Origin of the sequence: Nocardia sp. NBC_01329 (assembly GCF_035956715.1) — a bacterium.
In the GTDB taxonomy this organism is placed as follows: Bacteria; Actinomycetota; Actinomycetes; order Mycobacteriales; family Mycobacteriaceae; genus Nocardia.
In genome coordinates this window covers 5,390,626-5,410,487 of the sequence record NZ_CP108381.1, presented here as the reverse complement: position 1 = coordinate 5,410,487, position 19,862 = coordinate 5,390,626, and the positions used below count along the sequence as shown (strand labels likewise).

16 protein-coding genes are annotated in these 19,862 nt (G+C 67.1%); 7 read left to right on the top strand and 9 right to left on the bottom strand.

Annotation, left to right across the window (positions count from 1 at the left end; translation table 11 throughout):
- Positions 1–253: 253 nt before the first annotated feature.
- The 4 genes from OG405_RS24610 to OG405_RS24595 form a co-directional block, all read right to left on the bottom strand.
- A complete protein-coding gene (locus tag OG405_RS24610; RefSeq protein ID WP_327148795.1) occupies positions 254–964 on the bottom strand; it encodes a type 1 glutamine amidotransferase in 711 nt (236 codons plus the stop codon).
- On the bottom strand, positions 961–2,199 hold the full coding sequence (locus OG405_RS24605) for a Mur ligase family protein (RefSeq protein ID WP_327148794.1): 1,239 nt from the start codon (positions 2,197–2,199) through the stop codon (positions 961–963). The genes OG405_RS24610 and OG405_RS24605 overlap by 4 nt, the downstream gene beginning before the upstream one ends.
- An 84-nt stretch (positions 2,200–2,283) precedes the next feature.
- A complete protein-coding gene (locus OG405_RS24600) occupies positions 2,284–4,095 on the bottom strand; it encodes a hydroxysqualene dehydroxylase (protein WP_327148793.1) in 1,812 nt (603 codons plus the stop codon).
- Positions 4,096–4,201: 106 nt separating this feature from the next.
- Positions 4,202–5,194 (bottom strand): EamA family transporter, encoded by a 993-nt coding sequence (locus OG405_RS24595; RefSeq protein ID WP_327148792.1) that lies wholly within the window; start codon positions 5,192–5,194, stop codon positions 4,202–4,204.
- Positions 5,195–5,287: 93 nt separating this feature from the next.
- Here OG405_RS24595 and OG405_RS24590 point away from each other — a divergent pair, with 93 nt between their 5' ends.
- A complete protein-coding gene (locus tag OG405_RS24590; RefSeq protein WP_327152499.1) occupies positions 5,288–6,205 on the top strand; it encodes a LysR family transcriptional regulator in 918 nt (305 codons plus the stop codon).
- On the opposite strand, the gene OG405_RS24585 is transcribed toward OG405_RS24590, so the two are convergent.
- On the bottom strand, positions 6,199–8,298 hold the full coding sequence (locus OG405_RS24585; protein ID WP_327148791.1) for a MinD/ParA family ATP-binding protein: 2,100 nt from the start codon (positions 8,296–8,298) through the stop codon (positions 6,199–6,201). The genes OG405_RS24590 and OG405_RS24585 overlap by 7 nt on opposite strands.
- A gap of 166 nt (positions 8,299–8,464) precedes the next feature.
- The gene (gene leuA, locus OG405_RS24580) at positions 8,465–10,264 is read right to left on the bottom strand and encodes a 2-isopropylmalate synthase (protein ID WP_327148790.1); all 1,800 of its coding nucleotides are present in this window, start codon (positions 10,262–10,264) and stop codon (positions 8,465–8,467) included.
- A gap of 310 nt (positions 10,265–10,574) precedes the next feature.
- On the opposite strand from leuA, the gene OG405_RS24575 reads away from it, so the two are divergent.
- The 3 genes from OG405_RS24575 to OG405_RS24565 all read left to right on the top strand — a co-directional run bounded on the left by OG405_RS24575 (position 10,575) and on the right by OG405_RS24565 (position 14,148).
- Positions 10,575–11,339: a sulfite exporter TauE/SafE family protein gene (locus OG405_RS24575; RefSeq protein WP_327148789.1), complete on the top strand. Its 765-nt coding sequence runs from the start codon at positions 10,575–10,577 to the stop codon at positions 11,337–11,339.
- A gap of 154 nt (positions 11,340–11,493) precedes the next feature.
- On the top strand, positions 11,494–13,074 hold the full coding sequence (locus OG405_RS24570) for a GMC oxidoreductase (RefSeq protein ID WP_327152498.1): 1,581 nt from the start codon (positions 11,494–11,496) through the stop codon (positions 13,072–13,074).
- Positions 13,075–13,299: 225 nt separating this feature from the next.
- Positions 13,300–14,148 (top strand): ion transporter, encoded by an 849-nt coding sequence (locus OG405_RS24565; RefSeq protein WP_442790603.1) that lies wholly within the window; start codon positions 13,300–13,302, stop codon positions 14,146–14,148.
- A 49-nt stretch (positions 14,149–14,197) separates the two neighbouring features.
- On the opposite strand, the gene OG405_RS24560 is transcribed toward OG405_RS24565, so the two are convergent.
- Both OG405_RS24560 and OG405_RS24555 read right to left on the bottom strand, forming a co-directional pair.
- Entirely contained in the window at positions 14,198–14,656 is a 459-nt protein-coding gene (locus tag OG405_RS24560) for an SRPBCC family protein (protein ID WP_327148787.1), read from the bottom strand.
- A gap of 172 nt (positions 14,657–14,828) precedes the next feature.
- Positions 14,829–15,014 carry a DUF1918 domain-containing protein gene (locus OG405_RS24555; RefSeq protein ID WP_327148786.1) on the bottom strand — a complete coding sequence of 62 codons (186 nt, stop codon included), beginning with the start codon at positions 15,012–15,014 and terminating at the stop codon, positions 14,829–14,831.
- 307 nt (positions 15,015–15,321) lie between these two features.
- Here OG405_RS24555 and OG405_RS24550 point away from each other — a divergent pair, with 307 nt between their 5' ends.
- From OG405_RS24550 to OG405_RS24540, 3 genes are all read left to right on the top strand, one after another.
- Positions 15,322–15,906 (top strand): dihydrofolate reductase family protein, encoded by a 585-nt coding sequence (locus OG405_RS24550; protein WP_327148785.1) that lies wholly within the window; start codon positions 15,322–15,324, stop codon positions 15,904–15,906.
- Positions 15,907–16,084: 178 nt separating this feature from the next.
- On the top strand, positions 16,085–17,350 hold the full coding sequence (locus OG405_RS24545) for an aspartate kinase (RefSeq protein ID WP_327148784.1): 1,266 nt from the start codon (positions 16,085–16,087) through the stop codon (positions 17,348–17,350).
- Positions 17,351–17,353: 3 nt separating this feature from the next.
- A complete protein-coding gene (locus OG405_RS24540; RefSeq protein ID WP_327148783.1) occupies positions 17,354–18,388 on the top strand; it encodes an aspartate-semialdehyde dehydrogenase in 1,035 nt (344 codons plus the stop codon).
- 45 nt (positions 18,389–18,433) lie between these two features.
- Here OG405_RS24540 and OG405_RS24535 read toward each other — a convergent pair whose 3' ends face one another.
- On the bottom strand, positions 18,434–19,789 hold the full coding sequence (locus tag OG405_RS24535; RefSeq protein WP_327148782.1) for a serine hydrolase domain-containing protein: 1,356 nt from the start codon (positions 19,787–19,789) through the stop codon (positions 18,434–18,436).
- Between the last annotated feature and the right edge of the window lie 73 nt (positions 19,790–19,862).

Genomic DNA, 19,862 nt, shown 5'->3' with positions numbered 1-19,862 from the left:
ACCCGACCCCGGCGGTCGAATGCCGACGCAACCGTATGAGTCGAGTCTTACGAGACACCCCAAAGGGTTGAGGCCGTCTCGCCGTTCAGGCCTCGAAAGCGCATGCGACGTGCGGTCGGCCATCCGATGGACCGACCGTTGAGCACCTTCGGCCGAGGTGAACCCACCCAGGCCAGGGTGCGAGTCTCGAGGCCTGAACGGCGAGACTTCAGGGCCTCAACCCCCGCGCGCGCCAGCGCGCCGAAGACACAGCTCAGGCGCGGAGGCGTTCGCGGCGTAGTCGGTCTACTTCCGGGAGGTCCAGAGGTGGTAGCGAGTCGACCCCGAGAGCGCGGCCGAGCAGGTAGTCGGCGAGTTCGGGGTTGCGGGCCAGAGCGGGGCCGTGCATATAGGTGCCCAGGACCGAACCCTGCACCACGCCTTCCAGTCCATCGCCGACACCGTTGCCGACGCCGCGGGTCACTCGGGCCAGCCCGGTGGCGTCCGGGCCCAGGGTGGTGCCGCCTCGGTGGTTCTCGAATCCGGTCAGCGGTGCGGACAGGCCGGTGAGCAGTGGATCTGTTGTCACCTCGCCGATCGCGCGGGTTTGCTGCGGAGAGGTGGTGGCGTCCAGGAGACCGACACCTTCCACTCGTTCACCGCTCGAGGTCTCGTACCACCGGCCCAGGACTTGGATCGCCGCGCAGATAGCCAGTACCGGGGCGCCGCGCCCGGCGGCGGTCTGTAGGCCGGGGAAACGCAGCAGGTGGCGGGTGGCCAGGCGCTGGGCCGAATCCTCCGCGCCGCCGAGGGTGTAGATGTCCAGGGATTCCGGTACGGGATCGGGCAGGGTGATCTCCACGATCTCGGCGTCGATATCGCGCAACCGTAGTCGCTGCCGCAGTACCAGCGCGTTGCCGCCGTCGCCGTAGGTGCCCATGACATCGGGCAGCACCAGCCCGATCCGGATGGTCGAATCGCTCATCGGGTCCGCTCCTGGAGGTCACGGTTGAGATCGCGGAACGCGGTGTAGTTGGCCAGTACCTCGACCGGGCCGGCCGGGCAGGTTGCGATCGCGCGTACCGGATCGGCGACCGTGGTGTGCTTCACCCCGGCGTAAGTGAGGCGTACGGCGAGATCGGTGGCGCGTTCCCCGGCGGCGACGACGTGGACGTCTTCGAAATGTTCGAACCGTACGTCCCACAGCCAGGACAGGTCCTCGCCGTCGGGTACTTGCCCGTTCACCGCGATCACCAGCCCGGACGCGCTGTGGTCGATCATCGACAAGGCTTCTTGCCAGCCGGCCGGGTTCTTGGCGAGTAGCAGCCGGGCGGCGTGTTCACCGACCTGGACGGTGCGGTAGCGGCCGGCGATCTCCTGGACTGTTCCGGTGGCGGCGCAGGCCTGCTCGGTATCGGCGCCCATCGCCACTGCGGCGGCCACCGCCTGTGCGGCGTTGCCCCGGTTCGCCCGGCCGGGTAGCGCCAGCCGCAGCGGCAGCCGTATTCCGTCGGGACCGCAGAGCTTGTCGCCGTCGAGCCACCAATCCGGTTGCGGTCGGGAGAAATCGGCGCCGGTGCTGTGCCAGTGCGTGCCCTCCCAGAGGATCGGCTCTCCGCTGCGCGGGCAGCTGGTGGCGTCCATCGCCCAGCCGCTGCCGGCGGCGACCCAGATCACGTTCGGATGGTCGTAGGCGATGGAGGTGATCAGTACGTCGTCGCAGTTGGCGATGACGACGGTATCCGGATGCCGCGCCAGGCCCGAACGCAGTCGGCGTTCGATCATATTGATCTCACCGACCCGGTCCAGCTGATCGCGGCTGAGGTTCAGCAGGACGACCGCCTCGGGCTTCAGCGCGTCGGTGACATGCGGCAGATGCAGTTCGTCCACCTCGATCGCGGCCAGTGCCGCGCCTCGGTGCACATTGAGCGCCGAGACGATCCCGGCATCCATATTGGCGCCGTCGGCCTGGGTCGCGACCTCGCCCAGTGTGCTGAGCGCGGCAGTGGTCATCCGGGTCGTGGTCGATTTGCCGTTGGTGCCGGTGATCAGCACAGTGCGCCGACCGCGGCCCAGTTGCTTCATGATTCTCGGGTCGACCTTCAGCGCGAGCAATCCGCCGATCATCGACCCGTTGCCCCGGCCCGCCTTACGGGAGGCCCACGCCGCCGCGCCGGCCACCCCGAGGGCTACGCGCCCCCGCACCGATATCTCTGCCACGCCGCGCAGTCTAATGACCCGCCGCGCTCGCCCTCGCGCGGCGCGGGGGAGTTCACCCTGCGGTGACACCGGTGCCGGGCAATATCAGAGCTGGATATCGAATACGTTCGGCCGACCGGCCGCGTAGGCGTCGGCGTCGGCGCGGCGCAGGGGTTCGAGTTCCGGGGCTCGCCAGAGGGTGTAGGTCGCGCAGCGGGGTGCGTCCGAACCGGTGACCTCGAGCAGCGCGTTCACCGCGGCCCGCGCGGATTCGTTGGCGCCCTCCATGGTGGCCAGGTCGATATGTGTGCGCACGTAATCGCCTGCCAGGTAGAGGTTCTCGACGCCACCGTGCGCTTCCGGCCGCAGATCCCACGATCCGGCGGTATTGATCAAGAGTGGGTCGGCGTTGGCGTTCTCGCCGCGGTCGGCGTTCCAGCTGATACCGGGGTCGAGGAACCAGGAGTGCAGGTCGGCGTCGCGCAGCATCTCGTCGCGGTCGTTGAGGTGCGCGAGGATCTGCGCCCAGGTTTCCCGGGCGATCTCCTCGTGCGTGCATTGCTTGGCGGTTTTGCCGAACAGGATGCCCGGGGTGTTCCAGTCCGAGATATCGACCGACAGGCATTCGAGCACCGTGCCGTCCCCGTATTCGGGCAGCTTGCGCGCCCACAGTGTGTCCTGGGCGATGGAGGTGAGCGACCAGGGCGAGTCGATGTAGGCGGAGTGACCGGCCCCGAGTCCGGGCCGACGGCGCAGGTAGAACTGGATTCCGCTCATCCAGTCGGTGACGAGTCGGCTCATCGCCGCCAGTTGCGGCCAGGCGGAGAGGATATCGGCGTTCCACAGGTCGCGGGCACGTTCGGCCGGTAGGGCGACGACGAAATGGTCCGCTGTCACTGTCTCGGATGTGCCGGCGCCGTGGATGATCCGCGCGCCGGTGATCCGCCGATCCCGGACCTCCAGCCCACGCACTTCGGCGTCCAGTTCGAAGCGCACGCCCAGTTCGCGCAGCCGTGCGACCCATGGGTCGATCCACGCGACGTTCGTGGGACCGTTGAGCACTCGGTCCAGATCGCCGTCGTTGCCGATCTGCATCGGATTACCGAGGAACTGCTCGCCCATCGAGCCGATCGTGCGCACACTGGCCAGGTCGTCTTTGGCGGCCACCAGAAGGCTGGTGAGCGTGCGCGAGACCAGTGCGCGGAACTCGTGCGACCGTCCGTGCGCGCCGACGAAATCCGACCACGATGTGTGTTCCCACTGGCCGAAGCGGCGTGCGTCGCAACTGGTGTTGAACACCAGGAGCCGGTTGGCGAAGAAAAGGCCTTCGGCGGGCGGCATCTTCAGCGTGGTGGCGATGACCGCTGCGAGGCTCTCCCGCATACCTTCCGCGGTCGCGGCGTTCACCCGGCCGAAGCCCAGTGGTGCACGGATGTCGTCGGCGTCGGCCCGGGCGAACCGGGCGTCGGGGACGCCGACCAGGTTGTCCCACACTCCGTTCGTATTCTCGCCGAACGGGATTCGCCGCATCGTATCGGGAATGTGCTGGTAGAAGCCGGGAAAGAAGCGGAAACCGTGCTCGCCGGGCAGATCGGGCCGTCCGTCGGTTCCCGTCGCGGGGACCGGCATGCTGCGGGCCTTGCCGCCGAGTGCCCGGCGTTCGTACACAGTGACCTCGAAGCCGCGTTCGGCTAGTTCGTGAGCAGCGGTGAGTCCGGCGACACCACCACCCAGTACGGCTACCCGGGACTTCGTCCGGGCTCGCGCGGTCGCGCCGGGTAGCGCCGCTACTGCGGCGGCCCCGATCCCGGCGGCCGCGGTGGCGCGGAGCACAGTTCGCCGGGTGAAGGCTCCCGGCCCGGCGGAACGACCTGGAACCTCTGCGGCGCCCGAGGTGGGCCACCGTTGCTCTGCCATGTTGTCTTCCGCTGCCTAACCCGGGGTAGCTGTCTCGATCGCGCCATACTCTAAACGGGATGCGCCCCGTTCGGCGCACCGACCGCGAGATCGGGAGCCCGGCGACTCATCGGATCGCCGGCTCCAGCACCTTCGGGTTGTGGATATCCGGGCGCTCCGGGAGGCCGGCCGTCTTGTTCGCGGACGAGTCCGCGCGCTCCTGGTCCGGTCGCGGTGCGGTCTTCGCGGCACCCACCGTCGCCGCGAAGGCTCCGGCGATGACCACCGCCCCGCCGATCAGGCTCGCGGGCGCTGGGGTCTCGTCCAGGAAGATCCACGCGGCGGTGAATCCGACGACCGGCACGAGCAGCGACAACGGCGCGACGCTACCGGCCGGATACCGGCTCATCAGGTAGGTCCACACGCCGGAACCCACGACCGTCCCCAACGCGACGATATAGGCGAGGCCTGCCAGCGCCGGCCAGCCGTCGGCCGAGAAGGTGCCGGCGAGTGCGCGCACACCCGTGGTCGGGCCCTCCCAGAGGGCGGAGAGTGCGAACAGGGGCAGCACCGGCACCGCGGTGATCCACAGGGTGAGATGCAGCGGATTGATGCCCGGCGATTCCACGGTGGCCCGGCGTGCCCCGATATTGCCCAGTGCCCAGCTGAATCCGCCCGCCAGGGTGAGGAGGACCGGTACCAGGGCGGCGTGGGCGAATTGGTCCCAGCCGATCACCGCCATTCCCGCGACCGCGACCGCGAGTCCGGCGATCTGCAGGGGCCGCAGTCGCTCCCTGAGTAGCAGTGCCCCGAGTAATACGGTGAACGGGGCCGAGGATTGCAGTACCAGTGAGGCCAGCCCGGTCGGCATACCGACCCGCATCGCGGTGAACAGGAAGGCGAATTGCAGGAGTCCGAAACCTGTGCCGTACAGCAGTATCCAACGCATCCGGACGGCGGGACGTGGGATGAACAGCAGGACCGGGACGGCGATCACCGCGAACCGCAGCGCACCGAAGAAGAACGGCGGCAGATGGTCGAGCCCGACGCGGATGGCCAGGAAGTTCACTCCCCACAGCAGAATGACGGTCAGGGCGAGCGTGCGGTCACGGGAGGTCACCCGTTAATCATGGGATGTATCAACCTGTCAGAACAATCGAATTGTTATGGACTAATGTTTTAGTATCGCTTAATGGTCGGTTCGCATCCCGCCTTGTCCGTGGAACGACTCCGCATCCTGCGTGAATTCGCCGATCGCGGCACGGTCGGCGCGGTGGCCACCGCCCTGTCCATGACCCCGTCGGCAGTATCACAGCAACTCAAGGTGCTGACCAGGGAGGCGGGCGTCGCCCTGCTCGAACCGAGCGGTCGCCGCGTCCGCCTCACCGACGCCGGGCACGCTCTCGTGGTCCGGGCCGACGAGGTACTCGCGGCGCTCGACCGAGCGGTGGCCGAGATGGCCTACTATCGCGGGTCGCCGCGGGGGCAGGTCCGGGTCGGCGTCTTCCCCTCCGGTGGGGCGCTCCTGCTACCGCATGTCCTTCCCGCCGTGGCCGGTAGCGGTGTCGAGATCGCCGCGGGTGACGAGGACGTACCGCCGCACGACACCCCGCGCCTGCTCGCCGATTACGACATCGTGCTCACCCACCGCGATGAACGGGCCGCCCCGGTGTCGGGGCCCCGGATCAGCTCCCGGGTGCTCATGCGCGAACCGATCGATGTGGTCGTCGCCCCCGATCACCCGCTCGCCGGCCGGGCCGAGGTTTCGGCGGCGGAACTGGCCGAGGAGGCGTGGCTGAGCGTACGCGGCGGTTTCCCGGTGGACGATGTACTGCGCTCGATCGCCACGGTCACCGGTGTCGAACCGCGTATCGTCCAGCGCCTCAACGATTTCCGGATGATCGAGACATTGGTCGCCGCCGGGTACGGGGTGGCGTTGATGCCCCGGTACGTCGTCACCCACCCGGCCCTGTCACAACTGCGACTGTCCGGGGTCCGGGCAGCCCGCCTCTACGACCTTGTCACCAGGCCGCTTGCCGAGAACCGGCCGGCGATCGCCGCGGTTCTGGACTCGTTCACGGCGGCGGCCCGGCAGATCACTGCCGAACCACCGCCCGTGACCGATCAGTAGCGGTTGCCGTAGGGGTAGCCGTCCACATTGGCGAAATCGTCGGCGACCATCGCGGCGAGCTCCAGCAGGGCCTGCCGAGTCGGTTTGCTCACCAGTTCCAGATCGATTTCGGCGCCCTCGGCGAGATGGTCGTCGAAGGGAACGACCTGCACCGCCCGCGTCCGGTCCAGGAACAACCGGCGCAGATGGTCCAGGTTCACCGATGTGGATCCACGTCGGGACGCGTTCACCACCACCACGGTCTGCTGCACCAGATGCGAATAGCCGTGGTAGTCCAGCCAGTCCAGGGTCGCCGAGGCACTACGTGCGCCGTCGATGGCCGGGGAGGTGACCAGGACCAGAGAGCTCGCCATATCGAGCACACCGGACATCGCCGAATGCATCAATCCGGTACCGCAGTCGGTGAGGATGATGTTGTAGAACGACTGCAGGATCCCGATCGCCCGCCGGTAGTCGGCCTCGCTGAACGCTTCCGATACCGCCGGATCCTGTTCGCTGGCCAGCACTTCCAGCCGGCTCGGCGACTGCGACGTATGCGCCCGGACATCGGAGTAGCGGGTGATGTGCTGGTCTTCGAGCAGATTGCGCACGGTGGAGCGGGTCTGGCGCGGTACCCGGTGAGCCAGGGTCCCCAGGTCGGGATTCGCGTCGATCGCGATCACCCGGTCGCCGCGCAACGAGGCGAAGGTGGCACCCAGACCGACGGTCGTGGTGGTTTTGCCGACCCCGCCCTTGAGCGAAAGGATCGCTATCCGGAAGTCGCCGTGGACCGGTGCGTTCACCCGGCCCACCAAATCGCGGTGGACGACATCGGAGGCCGATTCGCCCGGGTTGATCGCGCCGCGCGAGACCTTGTGCACCGCCCGCCGCCAGCCACCGCGCGGCGCCTTCCGGGCACGTTTCAGCAGATTCAGGTCGTTGACCGAATTACCGAGCTGGCCGGGTTCGGGCATCTGGCGTGGCTGGAACGATTGCTGACCGGGTTGACCCGGCTGCTGGAACTGCTGCTGAGGTTGTGGCGCGCTCCCGGGATCGGCGCCCCAGTTCGGAGTCTGGAACTGTCCGGTCGGGGGATTGTGCGCCGGCGGGGGCGGCGCTGCCTGCTGGAACTGCTGCGCAGGCACGGGCGGCGGCGCGGCCGGCATCGGCGGCGGGGCCCAGCTGTAGATCGGCCCGCCCTGCTCGGCTTCCGGTGCGGGACCGGGCTGCGGGGCGAACCCGCCGGGTGGCTGGGCGGGCGGTTGCGGGAACTGTCCGCTGCTGTCGGGGGCAGGTGGCGAGTAGGGGGCCTGCTCCTGATTCGGTTGCCCCGGATAGAGATTGGGGTCCTGTTGCGGATAGTGGCCGCCGGGTGCGGGTACCGCGAACGGGTCGGGCCCGCCTTGCCCCGGCCCGTTGGGCTGGAACCGGCTCGGGTCCGGCTGCGGGAATTGGCCGCTGCCGTATTCGGTACCGGGAGCCGAGAACTGTCCGGGGTCGGGTTGCGGGAATTGGCCGCTGCCGTATCCGGTGCCCGGAGCTTGGAACTGTCCGGCTTCACCACCGAAGCCGGTATTCGCCGACTGGAACTGATTCGGATCCGGCTGCGGGAACTGTCCGCTGCCGGGCGGCGAGAACTGCTCCGGGGCAGGTGCACTGAATGCCCCGCCGGGCACGGGCGGGGCGAATTGGTCGAACGGGGCGTTTCCGTAGAGGGCTCCCTCGGCCGGTGCCTGTCCGGGGACCGGTGGCGCGAAGCCGTTGCCGTCCATCCACGGCGGCGCTGCCGGATCGGGCGGCCCGGACGGCGCAGCGTCATCCGGTGCGAAACCGTTCGGCTCCGGATTCGGGAACTCTTCGATGCCCGGGGATTCAGCGGCCTGAGCGGTATCGCTCGCGGCTGTCGCCTCGAAGCTCTCGGGCCCGGCAGTCGCGGGCTGCGCCGAATCGGAGGTCGCCTGCTCGGAGTCGTTGTCCGGGGCAGCGCCCGGTTCCGGATCCTTGCGCGCCGAATCCGTGGGCCGCGCGGTAGCCGGCTCGTCGCTGCCGGCGGTATCCACCGGTTGACTCGGGGGCCAGGGCCGGGAAGTCGGGTCGTGTTCGTCAGTAGTCACAGTTCCCCCATCTGCTCGGGTTTTTCGAGCAGAGAGCTCGGCGGCGTGGAGTCCGGACCAACGCTAGCAGGTGCGGGAGGGATCGCATGCCGGGCGGTTTCCCGGAGCCGGCCGCCGTCATCCGTGGAATACGGGCGACGACGGCCGGTGGATATCCGTGCGGGGACTACTTCTGGGCGGCCCGGTTGACGGCCGAGACCACAGCGCGCAGCGAGGCGGTAGTGATCGAGGTGGCGACACCGACACCCCATAAGACCCGGTCGCCGATGGCGCATTCGACATAGGCCGCGGCCTGGGCGTCATCGCCGGCCGACAATGCGTGCTCGGAGTAGTCGAGGACCTCCACCTGGTATCCGACCGCGGCGATGGCATCGACGAAGGCCGCGAGCGGGCCGTTACCGCTACCGGTGACCTCCTGCTCGACCCCGTCCACCTTGACCACCGCGGTGATGCGGTCGGTACCACCGTCGGTTTCGGCGGCGGTAACCTTCTGCCGCATCCGTTCCAGCGGCCGGATCGGGGTCAGGTACTCGTCGGCGAAGGCGTCCCACATCTCCTTGGGCGTGATCTCACCGCCCTCGCCGTCGGTGATCTGCTGGATCGCCTGAGAGAACTCGATCTGCAGCCGACGGGGCAGGGCCAAACCGTGATCGGTCTTCATGATGTAGGCCACACCGCCCTTGCCGGACTGCGAATTGACCCGGATGACCGCCTCGTAGGTGCGGCCCACGTCCTTCGGGTCGATCGGCAGGTACGGCACCTCCCAGGAGATATCGTCCACATCGGACCCGGCCGCGTCGGCGCTCGCCTTCATGGCGTCCAGGCCCTTGTTGATCGCGTCCTGGTGGCTGCCGGAGAACGCGGTGTAGACCAGATCGCCGCCGTAGGGGTGGCGTTCGTGCACCGGAAGCTGGTTGCAGTATTCGACCGTGCGACGGATCTCGTCGATATCGGAGAAGTTGATCTGCGGATCCACACCCTGGGAGAACATGTTCATACCCAGGGTCACCAGGCATACGTTGCCGGTGCGCTCTCCGTTGCCGAACAGACAGCCCTCGATACGGTCGGCACCGGCCTGATAGCCCAGTTCCGCGGCGGCGACCGCCGTGCCCCGGTCGTTGTGCGGGTGCAGCGAGAGCACGATCGAATCGCGCCGGGCCAGGTTGCGGTGCATCCATTCGATGGAGTCGGCGTACACATTGGGTGTGGCCATCTCGACGGTGGCCGGCAGGTTGATGATCAGCGGTTTTTCCGGCGTCGGGGCGATGATTTCGGAGACCGCGTCGCAGACCTGTTTGGCGTATTCCAGCTCGGTGCCGGTGTAGGACTCCGGGCTGTACTCGTAACGCCAGTTGGTGTCCGGGTAGCGCTTCTCGACCTCGAGGCACAGCCGCGCGGCATCGGTGGCGATCTTCTGCACGGCATCACGGTCGGCGCGGAACACCACCCGGCGCTGCAGGATGGAGGTGGAGTTGTAGAAGTGCACGATCACGTTCGAGGCACCGGCACACGCCTGGAAGGTGCGTTCGATCAGCTCGGGACGGCACTGGGTCAGCACCTGGATGCTGACGTCGTCGGGGATCGCGCCGTCTTCGATGATCTCGCGGACGAAGTCGAAATCGGTCTGGCTGGCCGACGGGAAACCGACCTCGATCTCCTTGTAACCCATTCGCACCAGGAGGTCGAACATGCGGCGTTTGCGGGCGGGGCTCATCGGGTCGATCAGCGCCTGGTTTCCGTCGCGGAGATCGACGGCGCACCAGGCGGGCGCTCGGTCGACCACTTTGTCCGGCCAGGTGCGGTCCGGCAACGTCACCGGCTCGACTTCTTCGGCGAACGGCCGGTATCGGAAGACGGGCAGTGACGAGTTCTTCTGCTTGTTCCACGCGGGCTGATCGGTGGGCGCGGGCTTGGTGGGCGCGGTGATGGTGCGCGTGCCGGATACGAAGGCGTCAGCGGGTGACATGCGATTTCTCCGTGGGTGAGATTGTTTCCCGGATTGGGTCGACCGGCGCGGCGGAACCCCGCGACGGGAAGCCGGTCCGATCAGACCCCGTCGCGGCGGCTGAGAAGAAGTGCCCGCTGCATGACGTGTGCGAGTCTACCTCCTTCGGCGTCGGGCCTGCCATGGTGGCCCGGAGGGTCGGGACTCCTCGATCGCGGGGTTTTTCCACCGCCGCCCGGACCCGTCGCGACCGCCGGGCCGGACAACCGCTAGCGTCCTCGGACGGGTTGCGAGTGACCGGACGCCGGTCCGGAAAGGTCGAGGTTCGAGCATGACTTGGCTGGAGATGCTGGCTGTTTTCGCCGCGGGTATCGCCGCGGGCGGCATCAACACCGTCGTCGGTTCCGGGACGCTCATCACCTTCCCGGTGCTGCTGGCCATCGGACTACCGCCGGTGACGGCGAATGTTTCCAATACGGTCGGTCTCGTTCCCGGTTCGCTGAGCGGGGCCATCGGCTACCGCCGCGAGCTGTCGGGACAATGGGGCCGGGTGCTGCGCTACAGCGCGGCGTCGCTGCTCGGCGCCGCGGTCGGCGCGGTCCTGCTGCTGACCTTGCCGGAGGGCGCCTTCGCCGCCATCGTCCCGGTGCTGATCATCGCGGCGCTGGTGCTGGTGGTGGTGCAACCGCGGCTGTCGGCGTGGGTGCGGCAGCGGCAGAGCGAGTCCGACAACGTCCCCGCGCACGGTGGGCCGATCCTGTTGGCCGCAATTTTCGGCACCGGTATCTATGGGGGTTACTTCGGTGCCGCTCAAGGGGTGCTGCTGCTCGCGCTGCTGGGGGTTTTCGTCCACGAGGACATCCAGCGTCTCAACGCGGTGAAGAATGTGCTCGCCCTACTCACCAACGGGCTGTCGGCGGTCATATTCATCGCGTTAGCCGAGGTGGATTGGCTGGTCGTGGCGCTGATCGCGGCCGGGGCGATCATCGGGGGGCAGCTCGGAGCCAAGGTGGGCCGGCGGTTGCCGCCCAACGTGCTGCGGGCGGTGATCGTGGTCGTCGGGACCGTCGCGGTGATCCGGCTGATCTTCGGTTAGACCGCTCGGCGGCGGATCGGCCTCTCCGCCACGACTGTTCACGCCGGTCGATTTCCCGGTACCATCCGTGCGCTGTTGCGTTACCGGAGAGGTGTTCTGGGTGGATAGGCGTGCCCTTTTCAAGGCCGCGGGGGCGGCTGCTCTTATCGGTGCGATGGGGTCGGCGGTCCCGAGGGCGGAGGTAGCTCTGCCGCGGGCCGCGGCGGAGCCGATCTGGCACGAACTGTTCGCGCAGTGGGTTCCGGAGATCTTCGCGCCGGTGGCCGCCGCGCCGGAGCACACCGAGGCCATCGTCATCGGGTCCGGATTCGGGGCGGCGGTCAGTGCGTTGCGGCTGGCCCGAGCCGGGGTCGCAACCACGGTGCTGGAGCGCGGTTCCCGCTGGCCCAACGATCCGTGGCGGGAGATCTTCACCGGTGACGATCTGCCCGACGGCCGCGGATTCTGGCATTCCACCAGCTTCACCGGGGTGACCAAGGTGCCGATGCAGTTCGCCGATTTCGGCGGGGTGCTCGACTGCACTCGGTTCCAGGGGATCGACGTCTGGAGCGGTGCCGCGGTGGGTGGCGGCTCGGTGGTGTTCTCCGGCGCGATGATCGCTCCCGAACGCCGGCTCTTCGACCATGTCTTCGGCGGTGTCATCGACTACGGCGAACTGGAGCGGGTGTACTACCCGCGGGTGCGTGCGGCATTGCGGCTGGACCCGATGCCCGGCGATATCTACAACTCGGGGCCGTTCACCCATTCGCGTGCTTGGGACGATCAGGTGCGCAAGGCCGGTTATCAGCCGGTTCCCAGCGACTCCATCTTCAACTGGGATGTTCTGCGTGGCGAACTGTCCGGCGCCACCCGGGCCTCGGCGACGGCCGGGCGCAGCAACCTCGGCAACTCCAACGGTGCCAAGTTCGATCTCAACCAGAACTATCTGAAGGAAGCGGAGGCCACCGGCCGGGCGAAAATCTATCCAGGTCATCGTGTCGACACGATCGCTCAGGAGGCCGGTGGTCGTTTCGTCGTCACCGTGACTCAGCTGGCCCCGACCGGGGCGGTGCGCGGGAAACGCACGCTCACCTGCGACAAGCTGTTCCTCGGCGCCGGATCGGTCGGTACCTCCGAACTTCTGGTGCGAGCCCGGGAGACCGGGACACTGCCGGAATTGAACGAGCATGTGGGCGACGGCTGGGGTACCAACGGCGATGTGGTGCTCGCGCGCGGGTCCAGTTCCGTCGCGGGTCACGGGCAGGGAGTCCCGAGTGCCAGCCGGATCTTCGACGACACCGGGATAGCACTGTCCCTGGAGAATTGGTACATCCCCGGGGTCCCGTTCGAAACGGGCGCGTTGGCGTCGTTGGCCATGGTCCTCGATCCGACCCGGGCGCGATTCGGCTACGACCCCGCTTCCGGCGGTGTCGGCCTGGCCTGGCCGCGTAGGGCACAGGAGGAGGTGGCCGCGGCGGCCCGGGCGGTCGATCGGCGAATCGCGGACCGGGCCGGTGCGCTGGCCGAATACAGCGTTCTCGGATACGACGCCAACGCGCTGTTCACCGCACACCCGCTCGGTGGTGCGGTGCTGGGTAGGGCGACCGACGCCTACGGCCGGGTGCACGGGCATCCCGGCCTGTACGTCATGGACGGGGCGGCGATCCCGGGTAGTACCGGGACCGTCAACCCGTCGCTGACCATCACCGCCATTGCCGAACGCAATATCGAGGCGATCATCCGCGAGGGCCGCTGAGATCTCGTTCGCGGGAGGCCGAGGCCGGAAGGCCGTTCCCGCAGAGCGGCAGAGCCGCAGAGCGGCAGAGCGGCAGAGCCGGCGGGGCGGCGGAATCCGTCGGCGGGTCGCCGTACGAGTCCTGCTCGGCGGTGCCCGGGCCGCGGACCTGAGCGATCTGCGGGCAGCGCGGTGGTTCGGCGAGTAATACTGATCCGCGATCTTTCGGCGTCGAAGGGAATGCAGGTGTCAATACCGTCGTCCACGGAGCCCGGGTTCGGACCCGACACCCCGGAGCCGGAAGGTTTTCCTCGCAAACCACCGGCGCTGTGGACCGATTTCGTCATGCTGGCGCTGGCCGCCGCCTCGGTGGTGCTGGTCTGCTGGATCACCTTCTTCCACGTATCGCCGCAGACCTACCGGGTGATCGTCGGTATCGACTACGCCATCTGCGCGATTTTCGCGCTCGAGTTCCTGTGGCGCTGGCGCCGGGCCGGCTGGTCGTGGACCTTCCCGTTCGTCTACTGGTACGAGATCCTCGGCATGATCCCGGTGGCGAGCCCGTTCTTCCGTGCTTTCCGGCTGTTGCGGATCGTGGTGATCCTGGTCCGGCTGGCCCGCGTCGCCGACCGGGTGTTCGGCGACCGGGTCACCGCCGCGGTGATCAATCACTCGGTGGGCACGATCGTGGAGGTCATCAAACGCCCGATGACGATCGCGATCATGGAGGAGGTCACCGCCGTTCTGCGGACCGGGCACTACACCCGCAATATCGCCGTGGCACTGGAGGAGAACCGGGGTGAACTCGACGAGATGATCGTCGAGATGATCAAGAACGATCCGCAGACCGGCCGTGTTCGCTACATTCCGTTCCACGACGACATCATCCGGCTGATCGCCGATACCGTGTTCCGGATTCTGTTCCAGGTGCTGGCCGACCCGCGTACCGACGAACTCGTGTCGGACATGATCCGGGAGAACGTGGACCAGATCCGCGAATCGGTGCGGTCCGGCGTCAAGGTGGCGCCCGCGGCCTACGGTCCGACCGCGCATCACCTCACCGCTCGCCACCTCACTCGGCGGGATGATGTCTGATGTGGTCGCGGGCGCGGTTCGCCGGGACGGAGCGGGCGCGTCGGGTGGTTCAGACCAGGTCGTAGGTCTCGGATTCGGGGAACTGTTCGGCGTAGGCGATGAAGTTCTCCACCAGCGCCTCGTAGGATCTGCGAACCGATTTCTTGAGCAGGAATCCGGGCACCGGCAACGGCATGTACTGCTCCACGTGCAGCAGGACTTCGCTGCCGGCCCCGCCCGCGGTGACCTCGAAGTATCCACCGCCCTTGATGCCGCGGGTGCTGTCGGAGACCTCCCACGACATCCGGTTCTCCGCCCAGTCGAATTCCCAGACCTGTGTATCAGGGGTGGCGTTTACTCCGACCTGGATGAACATCCGGCGCGGCCGACCCTCTTCGTCGCGTCCGGCGACCCGCGCATCCTCGAAATCCGGTGACCATTCGGACAGCATTTCGACCGCCATCAATGCGTCCATCACCTGACCCGGCTCGGCAACGACGTCGAATCTGATATCGGTCTTCGTACGCATTTGTCCCTCGCACCCCCGCTTATTACGAATCGGCCACGATTCTCCCTTGAGGGTCGCGTGATCGTCAACACGCAGGTTCACTGCGGCGCGATACCGCACGCGGGGCATACCGGCCGCGAGAGTTTGCGGGCCGACCTCCGGCCGGGGATGCCGTGCCTGTCGGGTGGGCAGGTCAGGGTGTTCGTTCGACCGTCGCGTCCGGGCCCGGGAAAACCAGGGATTCGTGGCCGTCGTCGAAACGCACCAAATACGGCGGTGTTCCGTCGCGGCCGTGGACTTCGACGATCTCGCCCTCATGGTCGACTTCGCCGACGGTGTGCCCGTGCACGTGCAACCGGTCTCCGATGTTTGCCATCATGCAGCCCATTATTCGGGCACTATGGCGAGCATCACAACCCCGATCGAATTGCTATTACTCATTTCGTCGGAGCGCGCTCAATTCCGTTGCCGTGCCCGGTGATCGAATCTCGCCGATCGACCGTTCGGTAAACGGCCGATCGGAATACCGGCCGTCGCGGAGCCGGCCCTCCCTGTCCGGGTGAAGTGATCACTCGGGAGGCTGAGTCGGTACGCGCTTTCTGCGCAGGATCCTACTTGACACCACTACGTATGTAGTACTACGTTCGCACCACTTCAACCGGAGTGATTTGAAAAGGTGGTCCCACATGCGAAAGCTCGTCTACTACGTCGGTGTTTCCCTCGACGGCTACATCGCCGGTCCCGGTGGAGAGATCGACTTCTATCCTCTCGGCGACGATATGGCCGCCTGGATCTACGCGCGCTATCCCGAATCCGTCCCGACCCACATCCGGGAACACGTGGGTATCGCACCGGATGTCGCGAACCAGCACTGGGACACGTTGATCATGGGCCGGGGCACCTACGAACCCGCTCTTTCGGCGGGGATCGCCAGCCCCTTCGCCCACCTGGAGCAGTACGTGATCTCCACGACACTGGATGCGATCGACGATCCGACGGTCGAATTGGTGCGCACCGACCCGGTCGAACTGGTGCGGCGACTCAAGAAAGAGGACGGACCGCAGGGCAAGGACATCTGGCTCTGCGGTGGCGGCAAGCTCGCCGGCGCGCTGATCGACGAGATCGATCAGCTCATCTTCAAGAGTTATCCGGTATTGGCCGGTGCCGGGGTCCCCGCGCTCGGTGACCACTTCCGGCCGGCCCTGTTCGAGCCGGTGCAGCGGCAGGAGTTCGGCAACGGGGCGCAGGTCACCTGGTTCGATCGGACCTGAACGCCGCTGGTCCGCCGGTTTCCCTGCCCGCGCGTCCGGCGGGAGGGCAGGCAGGTAAACGTGACGTCACACGGCTGTGTGTTATTCCACAACCAGGGCGGATACTCCCGGAACAGCGGCACCGGCATCGGTACGCTATTGCACTGATCGCCTGTTCGCTGACATTGGAGGACCCCTCGTGGCACTCGTTGTCCAGAAGTACGGAGGATCCTCGGTAGCCTCTGCCGACCGGATCCGTCGCGTCGCCGAACGGATCGTCGAGACGAAGAAGCAGGGCCACGACGTGGTCGTGGTGTGCTCAGCTATGGGTGATACCACCGATGAACTGCTGGACCTGGCCGAACAGGTCTCGCCCGCGCCACCCGCGCGGGAGATGGACATGCTGCTCACCTCCGGTGAACGCATCTCCAACGCACTGGTGGCCATGGCGATCCACAGTCTCGGCGCCGAGGCGCGGTCGTTCACCGGCTCCCAGGCCGGTGTCATCACCACGTCGGTACACGGTAAAGCCAAGATCATCGACGTGACCCCCGGCCGGCTCCGCGAAGCCCTCGACGAGGGCACCATCGTCCTGGTCGCGGGTTTCCAGGGCGTCAGCCAGGACAGCAAGGACGTCACCACACTGGGTCGCGGTGGGTCCGATACCACCGCGGTAGCGCTGGCCGCCGCGCTGGAGGCCGACGTCTGCGAGATATACACCGACGTGGACGGGGTCTTCACCGCCGATCCGCGCATCGTCAGCGATGCGCAGAAGCTCGAGCAGGTCTCCTATGAGGAGATGCTGGAGATGGCGGCCTGCGGGTCGAAGGTGCTCATGCTGCGCTGCGTCGAGTACGCGCGCCGCTACAACGTGCCCGTGCATGTGCGTTCGTCCTATACCGATAAACCGGGCACCTACGTATACGGATCGATGGAGGACATTCCCTTGGAACAAGCAATCCTGACGGGCGTCGCGCACGACCGCAGCGAGGCCAAGGTGACCGTGGTCGGGCTTCCGGACGAACCCGGCTACGCGGCCAAGGTGTTCCGGTACGTGGCCGAGGCCGAGATCAACATCGATATGGTCCTGCAGAACATCTCCAAGGTGGAGACCGGTAAGACCGATATCACCTTCACCCTGCCCAGATCCGACGGCGTCCGGGCGGTGGAGATGCTGAGCAAATACCAGGGCGAGATCGGTTTCTCGCAGGTGCTCTACGACGACCACATCGGCAAGGTGTCGCTGGTCGGTGCCGGTATGAAGAGTCACCCCGGGGTCACCGCCACCTTCTGTGAGGCGCTGGCCGAGGCCGGTATCAATATCGACCTCATCTCCACCTCCGAGATCCGCATCTCGGTGCTGGTCAAGGACATCGAACTCGACGACGCCGTGCAGGTGCTGCACCGCGCGTTCGATCTCGGCGGCGACGAGGTCGCTGTCGTTCACGCCGGAACGGGGCGATAACCGATGGGTGTTCGCGTAGGTGTGGTCGGCGCGACCGGGCAGGTCGGCGCCGTGATGCGCAAACTTCTCGAGGAGCGCGATTTCCCGGCCGACGAGGTGCGTTTCTTCGCCTCGTCGCGTTCGGCCGGTAAGAAACTGCCGTGGCGCGGCGGTGAGATCGTGGTCGAGGACACCGAGACCGCCGACCCGTCGGGCCTGGATATCGCGCTGTTCTCGGCCGGTGCCACCATGTCGCGGGTGCAGGCGCCGCGGTTCGCGGCCGCCGGGGTCACCGTGATCGACAATTCGTCGGCCTGGCGCAAAGACCCCGAAGTTCCACTGGTGGTCAGCGAGGTCAACCCGGAGCAGACCCGCAATCTGATCAAGGGCATCATCGCCAACCCCAACTGCACCACCATGGCCGCGATGCCGGTGCTCAAACCGCTGCACGACGCGGCCGGGTTGCGACGGCTGATCGTGTCCAGCTATCAGGCGGTTTCGGGCAGCGGGCTGGCCGGGGTCGAGGAACTCGTTTCGCAGACCCGCGCGGTCATCGACGACGCGGAGAAACTCACCCACGACGGCGGTGCTGTGGATTTCCCGGCCCCGAACAAGTATGTCGCGCCGATCGCGTTCAATGTGCTGGCCCTGGCGGGTTCGCTGGTCGACGACGGGTCCGGCGAGACCGACGAGGACCAGAAACTGCGCAACGAGAGCCGCAAGATCCTGGGTCTGCCCGATCTGCTGGTCAGCGGCACCTGTGTCCGGGTGCCGGTGTTCACCGGGCACTCGCTGTCGATCAACGCCGAATTCGCCGATCCGCTCTCGGTGCAGCGCGCGCAGGAGATCCTGGCCAAGGCGCAGGGTGTGCGACTGGTCGATGTCCCGACCCCGCTGGCCGCAGCCGGTAAGGACGATTCCCTGGTCGGCCGGATCCGTCAGGACCCGGGCGTCCCGGACGGGCGCGGCCTGGCGTTGTTCATCTCCGGCGACAACCTGCGCAAGGGCGCCGCGCTGAACACGATCCAGATCGCCGAGGTCCTGCTCGCCGATCGCTGACGGGGGCAGCCGCCCGGTGCATGCCTACGGCGGCCGCCGCTCGGCTCAGTGGATCCCCGGCGTGCGCGGATCGTTTCCCGCGCACGCTAGGAGGACACAACCGGGCGGCGCGTCGGTGAACGGCGGCGCGAGCGGCTCGCCGAGGCAGGCGAATACATCGCAGCCGGGGTAGGCGGACTTTCCGATGCCGAAGACCGCCAGCAGGATATCGGTGTCGATATAGGAGTTCGGGTTCGTCACCAGCGGCGGTTCCATATAGGGTCCCGGGTCGGGGAGCGGCTCAGGGAAGGCGGACAGCAACCGCCGGAAGAATTCGTGGGGTAATTCGCCGGTGTTCTGGATGATGCCGCTCGGACCGTGGGCACTCTCATTGCCGAACACTCCGATCCACACCACGATCAGATCCAGGCTGGGGACTACGAAGACATTCTGCAGTCCCACCCCGGCCATCGCGTAGGTATCGGCCGGCATGAACGAGGCATTCTCCGCGCAGTCCGGCCCGGTCCAGAACAGGTAGCCGTAGCAGGGGTTCGTCGTCGACGGGGTGGTCGCGCGCGCCAGGTACCACGCGGGCACAATCTGGCGGCCGTTCCAGTTGCCGGTGTTCCCCGCGAGCAACCCGAGTTTGGCGAGATCATTCGGCGGGATCAGCAGATGCGCGTAACCGTAGGTGTGCGCGGAGCGGTCCCGCGCCCAGTACCAGTCGCCGCGTTCGATACCCAGTGGTGCGAACAGCTCGCGTTGGGCGAAATCCTGTAGCGGTTCTCCGACCGCGAGTTCCAGCACATAGGACAGCAGATCCACTGTGCGCTGACTGTAGGTGAACACCGTGCCGGGCTCGTGGTCCAGCGGAACGCCGAGGGCCTGCACCGCGCTGTTCGGGTCGAGGGGCACCACCCCGGTGAGCCCCTCGGTCACCACCCCGGTGCGCATCCCCGAAGTCTCGGTGAGCAGGTTCTCGACCGTGATCGCCCGCCGCCGTATATCGCCGAGACCGGCCGGAAGATACCGGTCGATCGGGGCCTCGATATCGATCAGACCGCGATCGGCCGCGATCCCGGTGAGCAGCGAGACCACGCTTTTGGTCACACTCCACACATTCCACGGCGTATTACCGGTGCGCGCGTTTTCCGGGCCCTCGCCGATCAGGCAGTTGTGCCGGAAAATCTGAATATTCAACCGATTCCGGCTTGCGGCGAAAGCCAGGGCGGCGGTCAGGCGCGCCGAGTCCAGACCCACCTGCTCCGGTTCGGCCCGGGTCTGTTCCCGGCCGGAGGACACCTCGCATCGTTGGATCGCCGGTTCGTCGTCCGGGGTGGCTTGTGCGTGCGCGGCGAAGAGCTGTCCTGCTATCAGTGTGACCGCTGTGACCCCCGCCAGGAGCCCACCGAAACGCGCCATGCGGATCACCCTAATGCGCGTTCCGCCAGGAGACCGGTAGCGCGCGGCAGCGGGCCTTCCGGCAATGCGACGC